The 21,697-nt window shown below is 62.9% G+C and carries 19 protein-coding genes; all 19 read right to left on the bottom strand.

The window, feature by feature from the left end:
• Positions 1-2 precede the first annotated feature (2 nt).
• The gene (locus QKY98_RS11300) at positions 3-311 is read right to left on the bottom strand and encodes a hypothetical protein (protein ID WP_284670914.1); all 309 of its coding nucleotides are present in this window, start codon (positions 309-311) and stop codon (positions 3-5) included.
• Positions 312-383: 72 nt separating this feature from the next.
• Entirely contained in the window at positions 384-884 is a 501-nt protein-coding gene (locus QKY98_RS11295) for an integrating conjugative element protein (protein WP_284670913.1), read from the bottom strand.
• Positions 881-1,459, bottom strand: a complete 579-nt coding sequence (locus QKY98_RS11290; RefSeq protein WP_284670912.1) for a transglycosylase SLT domain-containing protein — start codon at positions 1,457-1,459, stop codon at positions 881-883. Before QKY98_RS11290 ends, QKY98_RS11295 begins: the two co-directional genes overlap by 4 nt.
• Positions 1,444-2,196 (bottom strand): TIGR03759 family integrating conjugative element protein, encoded by a 753-nt coding sequence (locus tag QKY98_RS11285; RefSeq protein ID WP_284670911.1) that lies wholly within the window; start codon positions 2,194-2,196, stop codon positions 1,444-1,446. The genes QKY98_RS11290 and QKY98_RS11285 overlap by 16 nt, the downstream gene beginning before the upstream one ends.
• Positions 2,197-2,208: 12 nt before the next feature.
• Positions 2,209-2,913, bottom strand: a complete 705-nt coding sequence (locus QKY98_RS11280; protein ID WP_284670910.1) for a methyl-accepting chemotaxis protein — start codon at positions 2,911-2,913, stop codon at positions 2,209-2,211.
• A gap of 193 nt (positions 2,914-3,106) precedes the next feature.
• Positions 3,107-4,780, bottom strand: coding sequence for an ArnT family glycosyltransferase (locus QKY98_RS11275; RefSeq protein ID WP_425326775.1), 1,674 nt, complete (start codon positions 4,778-4,780; stop codon positions 3,107-3,109).
• A 15-nt stretch (positions 4,781-4,795) separates the two neighbouring features.
• Complete coding sequence (locus QKY98_RS11270) at positions 4,796-6,469, bottom strand: ArnT family glycosyltransferase (RefSeq protein ID WP_145248254.1); 1,674 nt, start codon at positions 6,467-6,469, stop codon at positions 4,796-4,798.
• Positions 6,470-6,498: 29 nt separating this feature from the next.
• Positions 6,499-7,851, bottom strand: a complete 1,353-nt coding sequence (locus tag QKY98_RS11265; protein ID WP_145248252.1) for a UDP-glucose dehydrogenase family protein — start codon at positions 7,849-7,851, stop codon at positions 6,499-6,501.
• Positions 7,848-8,249 (bottom strand): DMT family transporter, encoded by a 402-nt coding sequence (locus QKY98_RS11260; protein ID WP_145248250.1) that lies wholly within the window; start codon positions 8,247-8,249, stop codon positions 7,848-7,850. The genes QKY98_RS11265 and QKY98_RS11260 overlap by 4 nt, the downstream gene beginning before the upstream one ends.
• On the bottom strand, positions 8,246-8,587 hold the full coding sequence (locus QKY98_RS11255; protein WP_145248248.1) for an EamA family transporter: 342 nt from the start codon (positions 8,585-8,587) through the stop codon (positions 8,246-8,248). Before QKY98_RS11255 ends, QKY98_RS11260 begins: the two co-directional genes overlap by 4 nt.
• Complete coding sequence (arnT, locus tag QKY98_RS11250) at positions 8,584-10,227, bottom strand: lipid IV(A) 4-amino-4-deoxy-L-arabinosyltransferase (RefSeq protein WP_284670909.1); 1,644 nt, start codon at positions 10,225-10,227, stop codon at positions 8,584-8,586. Before arnT ends, QKY98_RS11255 begins: the two co-directional genes overlap by 4 nt.
• A complete protein-coding gene (gene arnD / locus QKY98_RS11245; protein WP_145248658.1) occupies positions 10,224-11,105 on the bottom strand; it encodes a 4-deoxy-4-formamido-L-arabinose-phosphoundecaprenol deformylase in 882 nt (293 codons plus the stop codon). Before arnD ends, arnT begins: the two co-directional genes overlap by 4 nt.
• 11 nt (positions 11,106-11,116) lie before the next feature.
• Positions 11,117-13,096 carry a bifunctional UDP-4-amino-4-deoxy-L-arabinose formyltransferase/UDP-glucuronic acid oxidase ArnA gene (gene arnA / locus QKY98_RS11240; RefSeq protein WP_502945082.1) on the bottom strand — a complete coding sequence of 660 codons (1,980 nt, stop codon included), beginning with the start codon at positions 13,094-13,096 and terminating at the stop codon, positions 11,117-11,119.
• 14 nt (positions 13,097-13,110) lie between these two features.
• A complete protein-coding gene (gene arnC, locus QKY98_RS11235; protein ID WP_115947122.1) occupies positions 13,111-14,100 on the bottom strand; it encodes an undecaprenyl-phosphate 4-deoxy-4-formamido-L-arabinose transferase in 990 nt (329 codons plus the stop codon).
• 61 nt (positions 14,101-14,161) lie between these two features.
• Entirely contained in the window at positions 14,162-15,349 is a 1,188-nt protein-coding gene (arnB, locus tag QKY98_RS11230; protein ID WP_284670908.1) for a UDP-4-amino-4-deoxy-L-arabinose aminotransferase, read from the bottom strand.
• A 232-nt stretch (positions 15,350-15,581) separates the two neighbouring features.
• On the bottom strand, positions 15,582-16,337 hold the full coding sequence (locus QKY98_RS11225) for a COG4705 family protein (RefSeq protein WP_284670907.1): 756 nt from the start codon (positions 16,335-16,337) through the stop codon (positions 15,582-15,584).
• Between the two features lie 169 nt (positions 16,338-16,506).
• Complete coding sequence (locus QKY98_RS23780; protein ID WP_350030288.1) at positions 16,507-16,680, bottom strand: DUF3606 domain-containing protein; 174 nt, start codon at positions 16,678-16,680, stop codon at positions 16,507-16,509.
• A 522-nt stretch (positions 16,681-17,202) separates the two neighbouring features.
• On the bottom strand, positions 17,203-20,298 hold the full coding sequence (locus QKY98_RS11220) for an error-prone DNA polymerase (RefSeq protein ID WP_284670906.1): 3,096 nt from the start codon (positions 20,296-20,298) through the stop codon (positions 17,203-17,205).
• Positions 20,274-21,689 carry a Y-family DNA polymerase gene (locus QKY98_RS11215; RefSeq protein ID WP_284670905.1) on the bottom strand — a complete coding sequence of 472 codons (1,416 nt, stop codon included), beginning with the start codon at positions 21,687-21,689 and terminating at the stop codon, positions 20,274-20,276. Before QKY98_RS11215 ends, QKY98_RS11220 begins: the two co-directional genes overlap by 25 nt.
• Positions 21,690-21,697: the final 8 nt, after the last annotated feature.

Genomic DNA, 21,697 nt, shown 5'->3' with positions numbered 1-21,697 from the left:
GATCAGCGCTCCAGCTCGCTAGCGTCTGGCAGCGGCAGGGCCGCGGCGTGCTCTTTGCGGATAGCCTCGGCTTCGCCACGCGACAGCGCGGCTTCGAAGCGCTCACAGAGGGTTATCTCATCATCCATTGAGCGTCCGGTGATCTCGCCGCCATGAAGATCGACCAGAACCTCGACATCACCTGCCAGGGCAGCGCGTGCTTTTTCATGGTCAGGTAGACGAATGACCATAGTCAGATAGAACGAAGCACCTGACCGTGTTGGGCCGAAGGTGACGGGATGACCGCGGCTTTCGTCCTGAGCTGGACTCACGTCATGCGTATCCGCCTTAGAGGCATCATCAGCAGCTGAGTGTGGAGTCTGAGAGCTGGGCACTGGGATCTCCTATTGCTCAAGAGCGGTTGGGGTGATGAGTACGGGGTAGTGGGCGATTCCCAGGCGGGCTGCCAGGTCATCACCTAGTACGGGGCTGATGGCCAGCCCCGGGGCCCAGCTGCGGATCGCGGCGAGGCGCTGCGCGCTGGCGACATTGACAGCCAGGCCAGCGGCGCCGAGCCGCTGCAGAGTCTCGCCACGGCTGGCCAGCCACTGGCGAGATAGCTCGTCGTCGCCGATCAGAAAAAAGGGCTGCAGGCCAGGTGCATTGAGTGCGCGGCCCTGGACGGTGCCGGGGGTGAGCTGTTGCGATCGCACGGGGAAACCCAGGGCCTGGGTAGGCTGGGGCAGCGGCGCTTGCTGCTGTGCCTGTACCGGCTCTGGATTCAGGCTTTGGTAGTAGGGCAGGGCTGAGACGCCGCCACGATCTTCGACCACGGTGAGGCTGGCAGCCTGGGCGGCCAGTGGCAGGGTCACGGTCAGGATGAGGAGCGAGAGGGTCTGCTTCATGGGTTCGAGGCCAGCAAGGTCACGCCGGTGACCCGGCTCAGGTGTTTGGCGAAGAGCTCGCGGTACTTGGCAGCGGGGGCGCCGCCAGCGGGACGGTGATAGCGGCCGGCGACGTTGATCCAGTCGCCGCCCTGGGCGCGCAGCTCGGCGAGCATCTGCGCTGCGACTTCCAGGTTTTTGTAGGGGTTGAGTGCCTCACAAGGCGAGACGCCGCGGCCGAAGCGATGGCCGTTCCAGCCCATGTTGACCTGGGCGATGCCAACGTCGACCCGCTTGGCGCCCGCTGTACTCAGCGCGACCAGCAGCGCCGTGCAGGCATCAGCGCGGGTGGCGAAGCGATAGCCCGCGCCGGCGACATTGAGCGTCCAGGGCCAGGGCACCAGCTGCGTGCCCCTCCCGCGTAGTCGGGTGCCGCTCTCCTGCAGGGCGACCGAGTACAGCACCTCGGAGGGGATGCCCGCCTGATGGGCAGCCAGCTGATAGGCGGGCGGCGGTGTCTCGGAGGCCTGGGCGCCGAGCGCAAGTGCTTGCAGGATCACGCCGGCGCTGAGCGCCTTGATCATTGCCGTAGCCATTGCCCATTCACCTCGCGGACAACGGCCGGCAGCTCGCCGCCCAGGCCCAGCTGGACCCAGCGACCGGCGTCGTGGTTGAGGGTAATCTGCCGTCCGCGCACCTTGGCCGGATCGACGCCAGCGAGCACGGCCCAGCGGCGGATCCGGGCATCGTCGTTCTGACTGCCGATTAGGTAGAGGTCGAAGGCCTGGCCAGCGCTCTGCAGCGCCTGAACCCGTTCGTTGCAGGCGGCGCAGCTATCGGTCACGAACACGGCGAGCCGCCCATTGCCGCGCACGGCTGGACTGGCCTGGGGCGCTGCCTGGCCGCCGGCCTGCACCGGCTGTAGGTTCGGGTACAGGCGATTCCAGGCGTCGCGGTAGGCCTGGTCATAGGCCAGTTCCTTCTGCACCCGCTGCGCCTCGGCGCGAACCTGCAGCTCGGCGTAGCGGCGCCGCTCGGCATCGGACTGGGCTTCGATGCCCAAGGCGGTGAGCGGATCCAGACCAGGTGAGTAGACGCCACGACTGCCCTGCATCAGGGTCCGGTAGCGCTGGAATTCCTGACTGCTCAGGCCCCATTCCTGGGCGATGGCACTGTCGTTACGTTGGACCGCGCTTTGGCGCTCAGCGCTACCCGTTTCGCCGGAGAAGACTTGGGGGGCGACAAGGTCTGCGGTGAGTGCCGGTGCGGACGGCGAGAGTAGGATGAGGGCGATCGCAAGGCTCGCCGGGAAGAGAGGGGACTGGGGGCGCATGAATTGCCTCTACTACTTGACGGAAAGGGTGCGGGTCGCGCCGTCGACGCTGAACTGCGCCTGGCGGTCATCGAAATTGGCCAGCCGCCAGCGGGTACCGCCGACGTTGTCGCCCGGGCGCACCAGGTAAAGCTCGCTGAGCTGAGTGCTGCCGGGCGGAGCGACGGAAAGAAAGCGCTCACCGCCGCGGTACTCGATACCGACTACCGTGAACGGAGGAGGCGTCTCGATCGGCTTGGCCGGCTCGGACTTGCGCGCGATCGCCGGGGTGCTGCGCTGCTTGGGGACGATCAGTGGCGGCGACACCTTTGGGGGCTCCGCCGCTTTTTTGCGCAGATCCCCCAGGTCGTTTTGCAGGCCTTCCAGCTTGGCCTCGAGCACGACCAGGTCGCCCGCCTGGGCCATGCCCTTCAGCGCGGTCTGATTGGCGTGCTGGATCTCCACCAGCATGGCCTGGACGGTATCGATACGTTGAGACAGCGCCTGCTGACTTGCCCGGAAGTCCGCATCCTGGACCCGCTTGCCGCCGTCGAAGCCATCCATCTGGTCCTGCATCTTGTCTAGACGTTGGGTGATGGCGTGGACCGTGTTCTGGTCAGCCGTGGCGTTCAGGCCTCGATTGAGGTGGGACAGCTCAACGTAGAGATACAGGCAGGCACCAGACAAGGCTGCAAAGCCAGTGGCGACTAGCGTTTGGGAGAGGGAAGGGCGCTTCATAGGGGACCTCGCACAGGATGCCGTGCACGGTCGCAGAAGCTTTGCGAGGGGTCAGTAGGAAACCTTATTCAGGTCTCAGAAGGTTAGATTTCGGGGTTCAACAGCCCGTGACACGTAGGCTGAGGAGCAGGTGAGCGTGGCGATCTACTTACTAGAAGGCTATTGCATCACCGGACTACAGGTGCAAGCGGTTCTACGGCATACGGTAGACCAGGCAGGGGTTGCGATTGAGGCGGCGCTCCATTACGGGTTGGAGCTTCTCTAGTCGTGTGCCTGCCAGCAGCTCGCGGTCCTGTCTGGCAAGTATCACCCAGGCTCCAGCCGGAAGTGCATCCAGCAGCGCTTTCTGCTCGCGCGCAACGAAGATCGGCTGTTCGTCGTGATCCACGTTCATCATGTATCGAATCGCCCAGCTGTCTTGGCCAATGCCGAAGAACACCAGCGGCCCCGGTTGTTGGGCGCGCAACCCTTCGACCTGGGTTACGAAGCCTCTGGTGTCGTATTCCACGTCCTGGATGGGTTCAACTACCGCAACCAGCATGAGCCATTGGGCCGCAAAGGCGACTCCGCTCAGGCTCAGCAGGCGCCGCACACTGACGGTAGTACGCCACTTCACGAAGGCCATAAGCTGCAGGCCAACGAAGAAGAGGATCAGACCCGCTAACGAAACGTCCGGCCAATAACCTTGCTTTTGCCAGAGATGATGGCCAACCAGCACAACCACGAGCACAAGCCCGGGTAGCACGCCCACCAGGGTGCGATAGGCCATCTCCATCCAGCGCAGCCGCGCTGCCGCCTGAATCAGCGCAAATGCGGAAATGGCGGCGAGGAAGGGCACCATGGGCACGACATAGTAGGCCCGTTTAAAGTTGGGAATGGACAAGCCAATCAGAACGATCAGGCCACACCCGGCCAGCCACAGGAGCTGGCGGCGTTCGGGTTTGTCTGGGCTGAACAGCAATTCCCGTCGCCAGGCCAAGAGGGTCAGCAGCGCCAGCGGCATCACCGGCAGATAGCGGTACAAGCCCAGTTGCAGATAGAACCAGAAGGGTTGCCCGCTTTCGTCCAGGCGTCCCTTGACCTGCATTTGCCAGACCTCTGCAGCGAAGGCCTCACCGCCTTCCAGCCGGGCCAGTTGCATCAGCGTCCACCAGCATGCGGCCAGCAGGATGAGCCCGACTACGCCATAGCCAATCAGATTGCGTATTGCAGCCGATCTGCGGTGCGGATCGCACCAGGCAATCACTAGCCAGTACACGGTCACAATGGCGCAGGGCTCTACCAAGCCTAGGGGGCCACGGATGGCGAAGCCTAGGACAAAGAGCGGAAAGACGAGCAGGCGCAGCGTGGGGCTGTTATCGCGATCGGCGCGGTGGAGCAGGTAGAAGCACGTCATCATCACGAGCGCCACCATCTGATCCAGGCAGACAGCACGCGCCTTTTCCAGCCACTGAGGAGTCAGCACGACCAGCAGCACGGTGAGCAGGGCCCAGGCCCGACTACGGTCGGCGAGAGCCCGGTAGGTAATGGCCAGAACACCGGCAGAGGCCAGGGCCGTGGGCAATACGTTGGCGAGTTGATTGGGTGCACCTATGACTCGCGCAGCCAGCCAGCTCAGCCAGGTCGCCGTGCCAGGGTAATCGGGGTAGGGCTGGCCATAGGTCGTGGCGAAAAACGATGGGCCGTGGCGGAACATCTCTTTCAGAAACAGCGCCCATCGGTAATCAAAGCCTTGCGGCGCTTGATCCCAGATCCCTAGGGTGAAGAGTGCGACTGCAGCGATGAAGACCAGCAGGCTTTCGACCCTGATTCCAGCTTTGGAGCGTGTCATCGACGGCGTGTCGATGGATATTTGCAGAGTTTTCATTGTTGCAAAGCCCAGTTATGGAAGCCGATAGACCAAGCAGGGATTGCCATTCAGACGGCGTTCCAACACGGGCTGGAGCTTTTCCAGAGCGGTGCCGGCAAGTAAGTCCCGATCTTGCCGTGCGAGCACGATCCATGAACCAGCCGGCAGGGTATCTAGTAGAGGGCCCTGATCGCGCCCAACGAAGATCGGCTGCTCGTCGTGATCGAGGTTCATGATGTAGCGGATAGCCCAGGTGTCTTGGCCAAGTCCAAAGAACACGAGGGGCCCCGGCTGCTGTTCACGCAAGCCTTCTACCTGAGTAACAAAGCCTCGCGTCTCGTATTCCAGATCCTGGGCGGGTTCAATTACAGCTACCAACATTACCCAAAGCGCCGTGAAGGCGAGGGCGCTTAGGGTCAACAGGCGCTTGGTACCGTACTGGCTGCGCCATTTCATGAAGCTCACAAGCTGAAGGCCGGCGAAGAGAATAATCAGGCCCGATAGGGATACATCTGGCCAGTAGCCGTGTTTCTGCCAGAGGTGGCGGCAAACAAACAGCGCTACGATCGCCAGCGCGGGTAGCAGGCCCACAAGCGTGCGATAGGTGACTTCCATGCGACGCAGACGTGCTTCTGCTTGTATCAGCGCGAAGGCGGCGATCGCGGCCAGGAAGGGCACCATGGGTACGACGTAGTAAGCGCGTTTGAAATGTGGAACGGACAAGCCGAGCAAGATAATCAGCCCACATCCCGCAAGCCACAGGAGCTGTCGGCGGTCTGCAGTGTCGGAGCTAAAAAGGAATTCCCGGCGCCAGGCGAAGAGGGTCAGTAATGCCAGCGGCATCACCGGCAGATAGCGGTACAGGCCAAGCTGCAGGTAATACCAGAACGGCTTGCCGCTCTCGTCGAGACGTCCTGTGATCTGCATTTGCCAGACCTCGGCCGCAAAGGTGTCACCGCCTTCCAGGCGCGCGAGCTGCATCAGTGTCCACCAGCACGCGGCTAGCAGGATGAGTCCAGCTAGGCCATAGCCGATCAGGCCGCGGATAGCCGCCGGTCTGCGTCGCGGATCACACCAAGCAGTTACCAGCCAGTACACGCTCACGACGGCGCAGGGTTCGATCAGTCCCAAAGGCCCGCGGATGGCGAAACCCAGTACGAAAAGCGGAAAAACGAGCAAGCGCAGCGCGGGGTGGTTATCACGATCAGCGCGGTAGAACAGGTAGAAACACGCGAGTACCACGAGGGCGATCATTTGATCCAGGCAGACGGCACGCGCCTTTTCTAGCCACTGAGGGGTCAGCACTACCAGCAGCACGGTGAGCAGGGCCCAGGCCCGGCTGCGGTCGGCGAGAATCCGGTAGGTGATGGCCAGAACACCGGCGGAGGCCAAGGCCGTAGGCAGTACGTTGGCGAGTTGATTGGGTGCACCTATGACTCGCGCGGCCAGCCAGCTCAACCAGGTCGCCGTGCCAGGGTAATCGGGATATGGCTGGCCATAGGTGGTGGCGAAGAATGAAGGCCCGTGGCGGAACATCTCGTTGAGGAATACTGCCCACCGGCCATCAAAGCCTTGAGGGGCTTGATTCCAGATGCCGAGGGTAAAGAGCACCGTCGCTGCCACAAAGGCGAGCAGACTCTCGAAGCCTAGCTTGCCCTGAGAGTCATGATGCAACGGCGTGTCGATGGATAACTGCAGAGGTTTCATTAAAAACACTATCCAAAGGAAATTCAGTGTCAGGCGGCGAGGGACTTACCGCGGCCAATGGCGAAGTACTCGAATCCGCGCTTGGCCATCCGCTCGGGGTCATAGAGATTTCGGCCGTCAAAGATCAGGGGTTGCTTGAGCTGTTCATAAAGGAGGTCGAAATCGGGCGCCTTGAATTGCTGCCACTCGGTACAGACGATCAGGGCGTCGGCTCCAGCGAGCGTAGCTTCGGGCGTGCCCATGAGGGCGAGGCGGTCGGCATGACCATAGAGGCGTTGCGCCTCGGCCATGGCCACGGGGTCGAAGGCGCGTATGCGAGCACCGGCAGCCCACAAGGCCTCCATCAATACGCGACTTGGCGCGTCGCGCATGTCGTCCGTGTTCGGTTTGAACGCCAAGCCCCAGAGTGCAAAGGTGCGCCCCTGCAGTTCCCCGTTGAAGTATCCGTGGATACGCCTGAAAAGCTTCGATTTCTGTCTGGCGTTGATCGCCTCGACTGCGTGCAGCAGATCCAGGGAGAGTCCCTGTTCTTCGCCGGTTCGGATCAACGCCTGCAAATCCTTCGGAAAGCAGGAGCCGCCATAGCCGCAGCCGGGGTAGATGAAGTGACTGCCGATGCGTGGATCAGCGCCGATCGCGAGACGCACAGCCTCGATGTCGGCACCTACACGCTCGGCCACCTCGGCGATCTGGTTGATGAAGCTGATCTTGGTGGCCAGCAGACTGTTGGCCGCGTATTTGGCGAGCTCCGCACTGCGAATATCCATGAACTGGATGCGATCATGGTTGCGGTTGAAGGGCGCATAGAGTTCGCGCATCAGCTCGCGCGCCTCGGGTGACTCGGTGCCCACCACGATACGATCCGGTCGCTTGCAATCCGTGATGGCCGCGCCCTCTTTGAGAAACTCCGGATTCGAGACCACCTCGACGTGCAGCGTCCGACCTTCCTCCACCAGGACTTCATCGATGATGGCGCGCACCCGATCACCGGTACCGACGGGGACGGTCGATTTATTGACCACCAGCAGAGGATCACTGCCGCGATGCTCCAAACGTAAGCGGGCGATAGTTTCGGCCACGGCGAACACCGCGGTGAGATCGGCAGAGCCATCGGCTGCCGGTGGGGTACCCACCGCGATAAATTGGACGCTGCCGTGTGCGACCGCTGTTGCCGCATCATGGGTGAATTCCAAGCGACCGTCGGCGAGGTTGTTGCGTACCAGTTCTTCGAGACCAGGCTCGTACAAGGTAATTTCTCCGCGCTTGAGCCGGTCGATTTTGGCTTGGTCAATGTCCATGCACACAACCTGATGGCCGACTTCTGCGAGGACGGCGGCCTGTACCAGGCCGACATAGCCGATGCCGAATACACTGATGTTCATAGGGTATTCCTGATAGGGGAGGAGACAGGGGCGCGATCGCTGCCAACCAGCGCAACGCCAACCACGATCAGCGCGATGCCCAGTAGCGGGCGCGCGGACGTGAACTCGGCAGCACCTGGCAACCAGAGGGCGCCGAGATGAACCAGTACGTAGGAAAGACTCAAGGCGGCGTAGGCCCGGCCCAACGGTATCTTCGCCAGGGCGATCAGCCAGGCCAGCATCGACAGGCCATAGCAGCCCACGCCAACGGCTAGTTGCACACCCGCCGCGCTGAGTAGCGCCCCCGGATCGGTTGGCCAGCTCGACACGGCAGGTAATTGCACCAGGGCATAGCGCATGAGCAACTGCGCCGCGGCAGTCAGCCCGATACTGGCGAAGAGGGAAGCCAGGCTGTTCATGCCTGACCACCCAGGAGCGCTGCGCCCAGTACGATGCATAGGCAGCCCCACCAGGCTCTGCGACCGATCCGCTCGTTGAACGCCACACGCGCCAGGAGCGTGACGGCCAGGATATTGAGCGACAGCAACGGATAGGCGATGCCGACCGGGACGCGTTGCAGCACCGCGAACCAGAGCAGCAAGGCGGTTCCCATGCAGGCCAGCGCTAGCCATAGCCATTTCGAGCTTATGAAAGCGGCAAATCCTGATCCTGCAGCTGCGGCCTTTTTCTGCCCGAATTGACTGGCGCTGGTGAGCAGGATGACGGCTACGATCAACGTCACTTCAGTGGCCGTCACCGCGCTGTCCTCGGGTAGACCAGCAGGACGAGACGCTCGTTGACGATCTTGTCCGAAGTGGCCGGTAGACTCGCGAGCAGCCGGTCGTCACTGTCGCCACTCATCCGCAGCAGCACCGCGATGGAGCCTTCGCGACGATGCTCCTCGATCCAGTTCGGTAGTTCGCCGTCATCTAGCAGACGACCACTGTCGGGCTGGCGATCGAAACCATACTTCAGCTCTCCTGGGCCACCGACGATCACGACGTCCGAGCGGCGAGTTGCCCAGGCCACGCTGGCCGCTACACCAAGGTCATTACTGACCAGCAGATGGGCCGGTTGCAGCTTGCGTAGCTGATCCTGAACGAAGACGCTGGGCAGCTTGTTGTAGACCAGGCCCTTGGGCAGGGCGACGGTGAGCAGCGGCAGTACCAGCCAGATCGCTAGGGCCGGGGCCAGCGCCGTCTGTCTAGGCCAAAGCAGAGCTCCCAGACCAGCCAGGACGAAGCCAATGGGTGCCAGTAGTGCCAGCGCCCATGCCAGGTTATCGGCGCCGCCATAGATTCGGTCGTCGAACACCATTAGAGCGCCGAATCCCAGGACGCCCAGTAACAGGTTGAAGATTCCGTTGAGGCGCAGTGCTTGCCATTGGCCAGCCTGATAGGCGTCGAAAAGCACACGCGCCAGCAGGGGTACCAGTGCCGCCATGGCTGGAAGAAGGTACGTGGGTAGCTTGCCGCGGCTGAGGCTAAAGAAGATCAACTGGCTGACGAAGGTGATCCCTAGGAAGGCAGTCCCCGTATGGCTGCGCTGCTGCCAGAGGTTGCCCAGGGTGCGAGGAAGCAGGCCCGTCCAAGGCAGGATGGCGACCAGTAGAATCGGCCCATAGAACCAGAAAGGTCGCTCGTGCTGGGCGTCATCGCTGGCAAACCGCTGGATGTGTTCGTGCCAGAAGAAGAAATTCCAGTAGTCGCCATCGCGGTGGGCTACCCAGAGCGCCCAGGGGGCCACGACCAGCGCCGCCACAATGACGGCCAGGGGGCCGCGGCAAATCAGTTCCAGCAGTCGGCGTTGCCAGACGAAAAAGGGCAAGGCGACCAGTACAGGTAGTACCAGGGCGAGAAAGCCTTTGGTCAGCAGGCCGCAGCCACAGGCCAGGCCCAGCAATGCCCAATTGCGCAGCGCCACGCCGAGGGTAGTAGCGGCTTGAGCCTGCCAGAGGGCTAGCAGCGAAAGCGTCGTCCAGAAGGCGAACTGGGCGTCCAGAGTCACATAGGTGGCCGACGCCGCTATGGCGAGGCACGACAGATAGAGCACACCGGCGAGTAGCGCCAGTTGCCGATCACCCCAGATCAGACGCGTCAGGCGGACAACTAAAGCTGCTGTGGCGAAGCCGGCTAGCAAGGGTACAACGCGTACGCTGAGCAGCGAGTCTCCCAGCAAGGCTTGAGCTATCGCCTGCGTCCAATAACCACCGATGGGTTTCTCGAAATAGGGCAGACCCAGGAAGTGGGGTACTACCCAATCGCCGCTTCGCCACAGCTCTTGGCCAATTTGGGCGTAACGCGATTCGTCTGGAATCCAGAGACCGCGCCAATTCAAGGGGAGCACGTACGCTAGTAGCGCCACGGGCAGTAAGAACAGCAGACGCACTCGACTCATTGTTGCACTCCTAACCATCCCTGGCGTCCCGCAAGACTGCCGCGGACAACTTTCCCCTCTGGAAGCCTGTGTGGATCCTCGGGCAGGCGATCGCCCATGGGTACGAAATGGATTTCCTGCTCGCGCGCCGCCTTGAGCAGGGCGCGGAAGTCCTCGGCGAAGGCGATGCCTTCCACCTCGGCGTGCAGGGTGTAGACGTTGAGCGCCCCCGGACGGAAGCGCTTGAGCAGATAGCTGTTCCAGTCGGCGGCAGGAAGGTCGGGGCCGACCACCTCATCGAAGGTCGGCATGTCTACCGGGATCTGAGGAGTGCCCAAAGCTCCACTTTCCAACCGAGGAACGAAGAGGCTTCTGCCGCGGCAATCGCTGTTGTAGCGGAGGCCGAAGGCTTCCTTGGCCAGCACCACGCGCGGATCGGCGCGCCAGCCGGCGGCGGCGGAACAGTCGACCTTGGCGCCGAGGATGTCTTCCAGAGCCTGCAGGCCACGGCCGAATTCGGCGCCCAGGCGCTCCAGGTTCCAGCTTCCGGTATGGGCTTGCCAGGCGTGGTGATCCCAGGCGTGCAAGCCGACCTCGTGGCCGCGGGCGCGGGTCTCGCGCATCAGGTGACCGAGGTCGCGACCGATGGGCCGACCCGGCCAGGCGGTGCCGGCCAGCAGGATGTCCCAGCCATAGAGGCTGGCGGCCTTGGATCTGAGCATCTTCCACAGGAAGGTGGGCTTCACCAGGCGCCAGAGGTGGCGCCCCATGTTGTCCGGCCCGACGCTGAAGAAGAAGGTGGCCTTGACCCCGGCTTCGTCCAGCAGGTCGAGCAGCCGCGGTACCCCTTCGCGGGTGCCGCGATAGGTGTCCACGTCGATGCGCAGGCTGGCCGGGATCAGGGTGTTCATCAGGCCTCCCGCTGCGCCAGGGCTTCGCGCAGGAAGAAGTCCAGCGTCTTGCCGACGGTGGCGGCCATGGCGGTGGTCGGCTGCCAGTCGATCAGGCGGCGGGCGTTCTCCACGCTGGGCTTGCGGTGGGCCACGTCCTGGTAGCCGTCGCCATAGAAGCTCTTGCTCTCCACCTCGCGGAAGCCGGCGAAGGGCGGGAATTCATGGCGCAGCGGATGGGCCTCGAACTGGGCCAGCAGCTCTTCGGCCAGTTCGCGGATGCTCGCTTCGTTGTCCGGGTTGCCGATGTTGACGATCTGGCCGTCGCAGCGACCGCCCCTGTTCTCGATGATGCGGAACAGCGCCTCGATGCCGTCGTCGACGTCGGTGAAGCAGCGCTTCTGGGCGCCCCCGTCGACCAGCTTGATGGGGGTGCCTTCCACCAGGTTGAGGATCAGCTGGGTGATGGCGCGGGAGCTGCCGATGCGCGCCGAGTCCAGGCGATCCAGGCGCGGGCCCATCCAGTTGAACGGACGGAACAGGGTGAATTTCAGGCCCTTGGCGCCGTAGGCCCAGATGACCCGGTCGAGCAGCTGCTTGGAGACCGAATAGATCCAGCGCTGCTTGTTGATCGGGCCGACCACCAGGTTGGAGCGGTCTTCGTCGAAGCGCTCGTCCTGGCACATGCCGTACACCTCGGAGGTGGACGGGAAGATCACGCGCTTGCCGTACTTCACGCAGTGGCGAACGATCTTGAGGTTTTCCTCGAAGTCCAGTTCGAACACGCGCAAGGGATTGCGGGTGTATTCGATGGGCGTGGCGATGGCCACCAGCGGCAGCACCACGTCGCACTTCTTGATGTGGTATTCCAGCCACTCGGTGTGGATGGAGATGTCGCCTTCCACATAGTGGAAATTCGGATTGGCCTTGAGCCGCTCGATGGCATCGGAGCCGATGTCCAGGCCATAGACCTCGTACTCGCCGTCGGCCAGCAGGCGCTCGGAGAGGTGGTTGCCGATGAAGCCGTTGACGCCCAGGATCAGTACCCGGGTGCGACGCTTGGCGCGGCGATCCTGGCGATGCAGGCGGGCACCGGCCACCAGGCCGGCTTCGCGGGCCAGTTGCGGGCCGGACAGGTACAGGCCGTTGTCACCCAGTTGGCCGGCCTGGATTTCCAGCACGCCCTCACCACAGGCGATACGCAGCGGCTCCAGGCTCAGCACGCTGCCGGGAGTCTGGTCATGGCGTTCCTGGCGCGCCTGGGCGCTCCAGACGATCAGCTTGCGGTCACCGATCCAGCCGAAGGCGCCCGGATAGGGTTGGGTCACGGCGCGCACCAGGTTGCCCAGTTCGGCGGCCGGACGGCTCCACTCCAGCTCGCCATCGGCGGCGCTGCGGCGGCCAAAGGTGGTGGCCTGGCTTTCGTCCTGCTCGCGTTCCTCTACTGTTCCGGAGGCAAGTGTAGGGAGCACTTCATTGAGCAGCGCTTGGCTTGTTTCCCTTAGTTTGGCGTGAAGTGTGAGTGCGGTGTCGTCAGGCGCAATCTCTACACGTTTTTGGGCCACGATCGGGCCGGCATCGGCACGCTTGACCATGCGGTGCAGGGTTACGCCGGTCTCGGTCTCGCCGTTGACCAGCACCCAGTTGGCCGGGGCCCGACCGCGATAGCGCGGCAGCAGCGAACCGTGCAGGTTGTAGGCGCCGCGCTTGGCGCAGGCCAGGACGTCGCCCGACAGCAGGTTGCGGTAATAGAAGGAGAAGATGAAATCCGGCTCCAGGGCGCGGATGCGCTCGACCCAGATCGGGTGGTTGACGTCTTCCGGCGCGTGCACCGGGATGCCATGGCGAGCGCAGAGCTGCGCCACCGAACCGAAGAAGCGGTTCTCGCTCGGGTCATCCGGGTGGGTGAAGACGGCGGCGATGGGATAGCCGGCCTGGATCAGCGCGGCGAGGCCGGCGCAGCCGATGTCGTGGTAGGCGAAGACGATGGCGGTTTTCATCAGGGGCTTTCCTGTTACTGGACTTGGCGAAGCGGTGCCGGCGAGGGGGAGGTGCCAGGCGCACTTATGATTTGCTCGATGTGGAATCGCGGTCGCGCACGGACATCGTTGTAAACCCGACCGAGGTACTCGCCGAGCAGACCGAGGCCGAGGAACTGGGCGCCGGTGAAGATGAACAGGATGGCGAACAGCGAGAACACGCCATCGGCCGCCCAGTCAGCGCCATGAGTGAGGCGCAGGAAGAGCAGCAGGGCAGCGAAGAAGAAGCCGAACAGCGCCAGACCAGCGCCGAACAGGCTGAGCATGCGCAGCGGGGTGGTGGTCATGCAGGTCAGCAGGTCGAACATCAGGTGGATCAGCTTGAGGAAGCCGTACTTGGAATCCCCGTGCTCGCGCTCGGCGTGGGCCACCTCGATTTCGGTGGTGTGGCGGGCGAAGCTGTTGGCCAGGATCGGGATGAAGGTGCTGCGCTCGTGGCAAGCCAGCATCGACTGCACCACCTGGCGGCGATAGGCGCGCAGCATGCAGCCGTAGTCGCGCATGGCGACGCCGGTGGAGCGCTGCACGGCGCGATTGATCAGCCGCGACGGCAGGGTGCGCAGGTAGGAGTCCTGGCGCTGCTGGCGCACGGTGCCCACCACGTCGTAGCCCTGGGCGGCGGTGTGCACCAGGCGCGGGATCTCTTCCGGCGGATTCTGCAGGTCGGCGTCCAGGGTGATGATCAGATCGCCGCGGGCCTGCTCGAAGCCGGCAAGGATCGCCGAGTGCTGGCCGTAGTTGCGATTGAGCAGCACCGCCACGACCGGGCTGTCCGGCTCGCTGGCGGCCTGCTGCAGGAGTTCGGCGCTGCGGTCGCGACTGCCGTCGTCGACCAGGATGATCTCCACCTGGCAATCCAGCAGGCGGCAGGCGGCGCGGGTGCGGCGCAGGAGTTCCGGCAGGCTGGCTTCTTCGTTGTAGACGGGGATCACCACGGACAGCTTATCGATGGCATAGGGCTTCATACGCCTTCTCCAACAGGTTCTGAGTATTGCTTCACTGGGATACGAGATGCCGGATCACCGGTTAGGCTGTACCTATGGCAAGTACGTCTTCGATGGCAGTGACCACGCGGTCGATGTCATCTAGCGTCATGTCCGGGAAGAGAGGGATGGAGCACAGCCGTGCCGAATTCCATTCGCTGTTGGGCAGCGAAAGCGTCGGCCAACGCTCGCGGTACCAGGGATGCAGGTGGGTGGCGGTGAAATGGATGCCGGTGCCGATTCCGCGGGCCTTGAGGCCGGCCATGAAGGCTTCGCGCTCCATACCGCACCGCTCGGGGCAGATGCGCAGGATGTAGAGGTGCCAGGCGTGGGTCTGGGCGTAGTCGGGCAGCGAAAGGGGGGCGACCGGTAGATGCGCAAGACGCAGAATATAGGCCTGGGCCAGCAGCCAGCGGCGCTTGTTGATGTCATCTAAGCGATCCAGTTGTACCAATGCCAGGGCAGCGTGGATGTCCGAGAGGTTGTACTTGAAGCCGGGCTCCTGTACCTGGGCCTGGGGCTTGCGGCCCAGGGCGTGGCGGTCGAAGGCATCCACCGCCAGACCGTGGAATTTCAAGCGGCGCACCCGCTCGGCCAGGGTGGCGTCGTCGGTCACCAGCATGCCGCCTTCGGCGCAGGTCAGATTCTTGATGGCGTGAAAGCTGAAGATGGCGGTGCCGCGCTGGCCGATGGGCTCGCCCTGGTAGCGGGTGCCGGCGGCGTGGGCGGCGTCTTCGATCAGTGCCACGCCGTGCTCGCGGGCCAGGGCGCGCAGCGGGGTCAGGTCGCAGCTGGCGCCGGCGTAGTGCACCGGCACGATGGCCTTGGTGCGCGGGGTGATGGCGGCGGCCACCTGCTCGGCGGAGACCATCAGGGTGTCGCGGTCGACGTCGACGAACACCGGGGTGGCGCCGATCAGGGTGATCATGTTGGCGGTGGAGACCCAGGTCAGCGAGGGGGTGATCACCTCGTCACCGGGGCCGATGTCCAGCGCCAGCAGGGTCACGTGCATGGCGGCGGTGGCCGAGCACAGGGCCACGGCATGGGCAGCGCCTATGGAGGCGGCAAAGCGCTCCTCAAGCGCGTTTGCTTTCGGGCCAGTGGTGATCCAGCCAGAGGTAAGTGCCTCAGTGACGGCAGCCACTTCTTCTTGCCCAATACTGGGCCGAGAGAAGGGTAGGAAGGGCAGGTCGACGTTGATGTTTCCCGAGGCTTGAAGCACTTCTGTCATAACACTGCATCCAGTAAAAAAGTTCACTTGAGATAGCGTAGCCCGTGTTTGGCGAAGCGCCTCATGGGATGGCTAGAGGTATGGTTTCGATCCGCGCTATAGCGCTTAATGACGGCAAATAGCCATGAAAGCCTTCTTTAGAGCGGGTGCAGTTCGATAACTCGACTCAATGTCTGCGGGATGTAAGCGAAGCATCCCTGTTGTTCCGCCTGCGAATGCTCGCACCTTTGGGTCAGGACGAGGTTGGCTGACTCTTGGATATTGCGCGCTGATTGTTCATTGACGCATATATGACCAGTGCAAGTAGAATCGACAGCAATACCAACGAGGAGCCTACGGTTCCGAAATTGAGGCCGCCATGATCGTGGGGCTTGGTAAGTACGTCGCCCAACGTGGCACCGAAAGGGCGCGTGAGTACGAATGCAATCCAGAAGATAAGAACTGACGAAATCTTGGTCGCGTAATGAAGTATCGCCATAAATGCGATAAGGCTTCCGATAAGCAGTGCGCCGCCAGCAAAACCCAGGCCCGAATCATCAGCCAAGTAGTCACCCAATGCTGTACCCAGAGTGTTTGAGAACAAAATCGCGACCCAATAGAAGAGCTCCGCTTTGCGACTGGTGATGTTGCTCACCGAAAGGCTTCTTTCGCTGAGGTACCAGATGATGAAGATGCTGGCGAGGATCGCAATCAAGATGGCTGAGCCGGTCGCGTAGCCCAGACCCAGGGTACGATCCATGAAGTCAGACATCGTGGTGCCCGCGACACTGGTGGCCAGGATAACCGTCCAGTAGAGCGGTGGGTGGTACCTGCGCACCGAGAGTTGACCCAGCAGGGTCGCTATGAAAAAGCTGATGAGGATGACTGAGCTCAGGGCATAGCCGACGTCCAACGTCATTGAGACGAGATCGCCGGCCGTCTCACCCAATGTCGTTGCACAGATCTTCATGACCCAAAAGGCCAGGGTGATTTGAGGAAGCTTGTTCATCGAGAAGATACGCTTGAGAGGAAGTGCCGGACGGGGTGACCGGCGAGGCGCGCATCATCTCGCTTGAATTGTCAAAAAATAGTCATGCCTTCATGAAAAAATAGAAAAGGCACGTGTTTTTTGAAGCGTGGCAGTGTCATTCGTGAATCTAAGCATGTCAGCGCTTTGATCAAAGCCTCGCCTTTACCTTATCAATGCGTGGGCCTACATCTCTAACAATGGTCTTAAGAATATCTGCAGATATGCCTAGCTTTTTAGACCAGTATAGTAGCTCTGACTTCTCGCTTACATTGATCAGCAAGCAGTCTTTTTCTTTGTCATAAGTTGCGTCTTTATCTTTCACTCGCTTTGCCCTAGCTCTTTATAGGAAACAGTGGTCTAATTTCTACTTTCCTAGTGGTAAGAAACGCTAATCCTATCGAGAAGCAGTTTTTATCGGCGCTTTTGCTAGGGTAGACGATCCAAATAGATTTATCAGAACTCTTGGTCTTTGATAATGATTATCAAATGCTCTTTGGTCTCTATCCGAAGCATGGAGCCCCCCCAGCCACATAGAAAGCTAGCTGGAGAAGCTCTAGATAGAGATATACAAGTTAAGATAGGCGAGGCAGGTCATGCTTTACCTTCGTAGCTGAAGGTATGAGTTTGCTTCTGGGTGAGAAACGTGTTGTAACAAGTTGATTGGCGAAAAATCTGATGGGCCACATTTAGGTAGCGGAAGAGGATGCTGCTGATAATTGGAAGCTGCGACGTTGCACGTCACGTGGCTGCAATAGCTTGTCGACGTCTCTAAGCAATCCTTTGCTGCTGCCTATAGGTCGTGGAATCTCGTTGATGTTATGCGCTAAGAGATAGCGAGCTTGGTCTAGTGAAAATCACGACTGCGCGTATCCAGCCCCTGTAGCAGCTCGCTTATATCCTCCAGCCGACCTGCCACCACATGCAGCACACCATCGCGTGTCTCAAGGGTGCCGTCCACGCGCATCAACTGAGAGGCTACCAGCTCCCGCCGTTGGCGCTCCGCCAGGGTTCGCCACACCACCACGTTCACCATCCCGTACTCATCCTCCAGCGTCACGAAGGTCACGCCGCTTGCGGTACCTGGTCGCTGCCGGCCAACCACCAGACCAGCGACCCGGGCCGGTTGGCCATGACGCCGCTCCTTCAATTCCTTCGAGCTCATCAGCCGCCGTGCCGACAGCTCCGGCCGTAGCAGAGTGAGCGGGTGTGGGCCCAGGGTGGTACCTAGGGAGGCATAGTCGGAATAGAGGTTCTCACCCACAGTTGGCGCAACCAGCTCTTGGATCTCCTCCTCAACGACAGCGCCCTCGGCGAATAGGGGCAGCTGCGGCTCGATTGCGGCCATCGCCCAGCGTGCTTGGAACCGGTGCCCGGCCAAGCCCTTCAGTGCACCTGCATCCGCCAGGCACTCCCGGGCCTTGGCAGCGAGGCCTGCGCGCAGGCACAGGTCGGTGACGTCGCGGAATGGCCGATGCCGGCGGGCCTGCTCAACCGCGCGCCCGGCTTTCTCGGCCAGCCCGCGCACCATCCGCATGCCCATCCGGATCGCCGGCTGCGGGCTATCCGCTACAGCCTCGAGGCTGCAATCCCAGTCGCTGCAGGTCACGTCTACCGGCAGCGTTTGCAACCGGTGCCGCCGGGCGTCCTGCAGGATCTGGTCGGGGCTGTAGAAGCCCATGGGGTAGGAGTTGATCAGCGCGGCGGCGAACGCGGCAGGCTCATGGCATTTGAGCCAGCAGCTCGCGTAGGTGAGTAGGGCGAAGCTGGCAGCGTGAGACTCTGGAAATCCGTAGCTACCGAACCCCTCGATCTGCCGAAAGATGTCCGCGGCGTACTCGGCCGTGTAGCCGTTGGCGAGCATGCGTGAGGTGAGCCGCTCCCGGTGCGGCTCAAGACCCCCATGCCGCTTCCAGGCCGCCATGCTGCGGCGCAGCTGATCGGCCTCGCCTGGGGTGTAATCCGCCGCGAGGATGGCGAGCTCCATCACCTGCTCTTGGAACAGCGGCACGCCCAGGGTTCGGCCGAAGACGCGCTCCAGCTCCGGCGGGTAGCTGATCTCTTCCTGACCGGTCCGCCGGCGCAGGTACGGGTGGACCATCCCTCCCTGGATGGGGCCGGGTCGGACGATGGCAACCTCGATCACCAGGTCGTAAAAGGTCTGCGGCTTGAGGCGCGGCAGCATCGCCATCTGGGCACGTGACTCGATCTGGAACACGCCAAGGGTATCCGCCCGGCTGATCATGGCGTAGGTCGGCTTGTCCTCTTGGGGGACGGTGGCCAGGGTCAGTTTTTCACCCCGATAGCCTCTGACCAGGTCGAAGCACCGGCGCAGGGCGCTGAGCATGCCCAGGGCGAGGATGTCGACCTTGAGCAGGCCCATCGCATCGAGATCGTCTTTGTCCCACTGGATGACGGTACGTCCTTCCATGGCGGCGTTCTCGACCGGTACCAAGGTATCCAACGTCTGATCGGCGATGACGAAACCGCCCGGATGCTGGGACAGGTGCCGCGGGAAACCGATTAGCTCGCCGGTGAGCACCAGGATCCGGTGGAGCAGGGGGCTATCAGGGTCAAAGCCCGATTCGCGCAGTCTCTCCGCTGGCGGCAGGTTGCCCGTCCAGCGGCCGCAGCAGTCCGCCAGCGCGGTGATCTGATCGGGAGGCAGGCCCAGGGCCTTGGCCACGTCCCGCACGGCGCCTGCAGCGTGATAGGTGGATACTACCGCGGTGAGCGCGGCGCGCTGCCGGCCGTAGCGGCGGAAGATGTACTGGATGACCTCTTCCCGGCGATCATGCTCGAAGTCGACGTCGATGTCCGGCGGCTCGTCCCGCTCGTGGCTGATGAAGCGTTCGAACAGCAGGTTGATCCGGGTCGGATCCAGCTCGGTGATACCCAGGGCGAAACAGACGGCAGAGTTCGCGGCTGACCCGCGCCCTTGGCAGAGAATCCCCTGCTGCCGTGCGAAGCGGACGATGTCATGCACCGTCAGGAAGTAACTCTCATACGCCTTATCGGCGATCAGCTGAAGCTCCTTTTCGATCTGGGCGCGCAGCCGATCAGACAGGCCTTCGGGCCAGCGCCAGGCGCAACCCTCCTCGGTGAGAACCCGCAGCCAGCTGGTGGCCGTGTGGCACTCTGGTACCACCTCACTGGGGTATTGGTAACGGAGCTCCGCCAGGCTGAAGGTGCAGCGCTCTGCAATGCGCAGGGTCTCCTCCAGCAGCCCGGGCGGATAGCACCTCGCCAAAGCATCACGGGTGCGCAGATGGCGCTCGCCATTCGGGAAGAGCAGCTGGCCGGCTTCAGCGACCGGGACGTGATGGCGGATGGCGGTGATGGTGTCCTGCAGGGCCCGGCGCCCGCGGCAGTGCATGTGCACGTCACCGGTAGCCACCAGCCCTACGCCCAAGGCCGCACCCAGCCCCTGCAGCTGCTGCAGCCGTACCTGGTCGTCCTGATCGAAGTGGAGCTCGGCGGCAATCCACAGCCGGCCGGGGAACACCTGCAACAACCAGCGCACGGACTCCGCTTCCGCATCCCGCTCCGGTAACCAGAGCGCGACGAGGCCAGCGATTTGTTCGAGATCCTCGCGCAGCAGCCGGTAGCTGCCCTTGTCCGCGCGCCGGCGCGCGAGGGTGATCAGTCGGCACAGCTGCTGGTAGCCCTGCAGGTCTTCCACCAGCAGCACGAGCTTGGGGCCCTGGGCGACCTGAAACTCCGCGCCGACGATCAGCCGGACTTCGTGCTTCTCCGATGCCTGCCAGGCCCGCACGATGCCGGCGAGTGTGCACTCGTCAGTGATGGCCAGCGCCTCATAGCCCATGGCCTTGGCCCGCTCGAACAGCTGATCGACGCTTGAGGCACCGCGCTGGAAGCTGAAGCTCGACAGGCAGTGCAGCTCCGCATAGCCGGGTGTCACGCGAACCACCCCTGCACCCACCACCCCGGGCCTTCGGCCGGCGCCTGGAAGGCCCAGGCCGTGCGCCCGTCGGGGAGCTCGAGCACGTAATAGTCCCGACGGGCATCCTCACCGTCCCACCACCCGCTCTCGATACGCTCAGGCCCGCTCAGGACCCGTGACTGATCGACATCCAGGGGTTCCGGCGCCGGCAGCAGCCAGCCAGGCCGCCGATTCGGTCCCAATGCTTGGAGCGTCAACGAAGGCGTATCTCGCCGCCAGGCCCGCTCCGGCCGGTGATCGCCTTGGGCGCCTACCGCATAGACCGCATCGTCGCCTAAGCGTGAACGCAGCCGCTCGCGCAGCTGCTCCCAGCTCACCGTCTGTTGCGGACGATCATCGAAGAGGCCGCGGTGCTGAGGAACGAAGGAGGGCAACTCGTCGGCAACCAGGCCGATCGCGAGTACCGGCTCAACCACCTGGGTGGGCTCCAGGCGGCCCCGGGCAAATTCGAACAGCAGCGCGGGATCACGCTCCGGGGCGAGTAAGCCAACCACCACCTCTGTGGTCGGCGCCTCCCTATGCTCCAGGCGCAGGGTGAAGCGCTGGGCGCCCATGTCCCGGCCGGCCAGGTAGGTGGCCAGGTCCGAGGTCAGGCGGCGCAGCGGAAACAGCAGAGCCTGGGTCGACTCGACTTCGAAGTTAAGCTCGATCCGCAGCCTGAAGGTGGTCGGGGGCAGGAAAAACTCCAGGGGCAGGACCTTGCTGCCCAGCATCTGATCTAGGTGATTGAGCAGACTCAGTGGAAAGCGCCGGGCGAGCTGCGCCCGCGGCAGCGCCAGTACCTGGCTGAGTTGGCGAAGCCCCATGCGGCTCAAGGCCTGGACGATCTCCGGCTCGAAGCCAAGCAGCGCTACTGGCAGCGTGCGCATAGCGCTGGCCAGGCCTGCGTCGTCCCGAACCGCCAGGCTGTCGCCGGCGTTGGCCAACACCCGGGCGGCGACCGGGTTGGGCGCCAGGGTGATCCGGTGGCCAAAGCCCAGCGCCGTGAGTTCCTGGCGCAGGCGTGCCTCGAATCGAGGCCAGGGCCCGAAGAGCGGCAGGCTCGACTGCACCTCGAGCACCAGGGCGTCGGCGAAGTGCAAGCTCACCTGGGAGCTGAACCCGTACGCCCACGCCGCCAGCAGCTCGTGCTGGCGCCGTAGCGCCCCCTCGTCGTGCTCCACCGTCGCAAACTGCGGGCAGATCGCTTGAGCCGCGGTGTAGGTCATCTCAGGCCGGAGGCCGAGCGCCAACGCCGCCGGGTTCGCCGCCTTAATGATCCGGCGCTGTATCGGCCCGTGGAGCAGTACCAGGGGTTCGTCCGGGTCAGGACAATTTCGCAGCACACCGTCCAGCGCGAACTGCGGGAAAAAGATGCAGGCCCATTTCATGGCAGTCG

This window comes from Pseudomonas sp. HR1, from assembly GCF_030175875.1.
In the GTDB taxonomy this organism is placed as follows: domain Bacteria; phylum Pseudomonadota; class Gammaproteobacteria; order Pseudomonadales; family Pseudomonadaceae; genus Chryseomonas; species Chryseomonas oryzihabitans.
Note: the sequence above shows the minus strand (reverse complement) of the source record. Positions and strands in the feature narration are given on the sequence as shown.

Excerpts from the sequence above, each read along its gene's own strand:
- arnB (WP_284670908.1), bottom strand. The coding sequence starts at position 15,349 with ATGACAGAAGTGCTTCAAGCCTCGGGAAACATCAACGTCGACCTGCCC.
- QKY98_RS11265 (WP_145248252.1), bottom strand. The coding sequence starts at position 7,851 with ATGAACATCAGTGTATTCGGCATCGGCTATGTCGGCCTGGTACAGGCC.
- QKY98_RS11285 (WP_284670911.1), bottom strand. The coding sequence starts at position 2,196 with ATGCGCCCCCAGTCCCCTCTCTTCCCGGCGAGCCTTGCGATCGCCCTC.
- arnC (WP_115947122.1), bottom strand. The coding sequence starts at position 14,100 with ATGAAGCCCTATGCCATCGATAAGCTGTCCGTGGTGATCCCCGTCTAC.
- arnA (WP_502945082.1), bottom strand. The coding sequence starts at position 13,096 with ATGAAAACCGCCATCGTCTTCGCCTACCACGACATCGGCTGCGCCGGC.
- QKY98_RS11280 (WP_284670910.1), bottom strand. The coding sequence starts at position 2,913 with ATGAAGCGCCCTTCCCTCTCCCAAACGCTAGTCGCCACTGGCTTTGCA.
- QKY98_RS11270 (WP_145248254.1), bottom strand. The coding sequence starts at position 6,469 with ATGAAACCTCTGCAGTTATCCATCGACACGCCGTTGCATCATGACTCT.
- QKY98_RS11225 (WP_284670907.1), bottom strand. The coding sequence starts at position 16,337 with ATGAACAAGCTTCCTCAAATCACCCTGGCCTTTTGGGTCATGAAGATC.
- QKY98_RS11275 (WP_425326775.1), bottom strand. The coding sequence starts at position 4,780 with ATGAAAACTCTGCAAATATCCATCGACACGCCGTCGATGACACGCTCC.
- QKY98_RS11290 (WP_284670912.1), bottom strand. The coding sequence starts at position 1,459 with ATGGCTACGGCAATGATCAAGGCGCTCAGCGCCGGCGTGATCCTGCAA.
- QKY98_RS11260 (WP_145248250.1), bottom strand. The coding sequence starts at position 8,249 with ATGAACAGCCTGGCTTCCCTCTTCGCCAGTATCGGGCTGACTGCCGCG.
- QKY98_RS11295 (WP_284670913.1), bottom strand. The coding sequence starts at position 884 with ATGAAGCAGACCCTCTCGCTCCTCATCCTGACCGTGACCCTGCCACTG.
- QKY98_RS11215 (WP_284670905.1), bottom strand. The coding sequence starts at position 21,689 with ATGAAATGGGCCTGCATCTTTTTCCCGCAGTTCGCGCTGGACGGTGTG.
- arnT (WP_284670909.1), bottom strand. The coding sequence starts at position 10,227 with ATGAGTCGAGTGCGTCTGCTGTTCTTACTGCCCGTGGCGCTACTAGCG.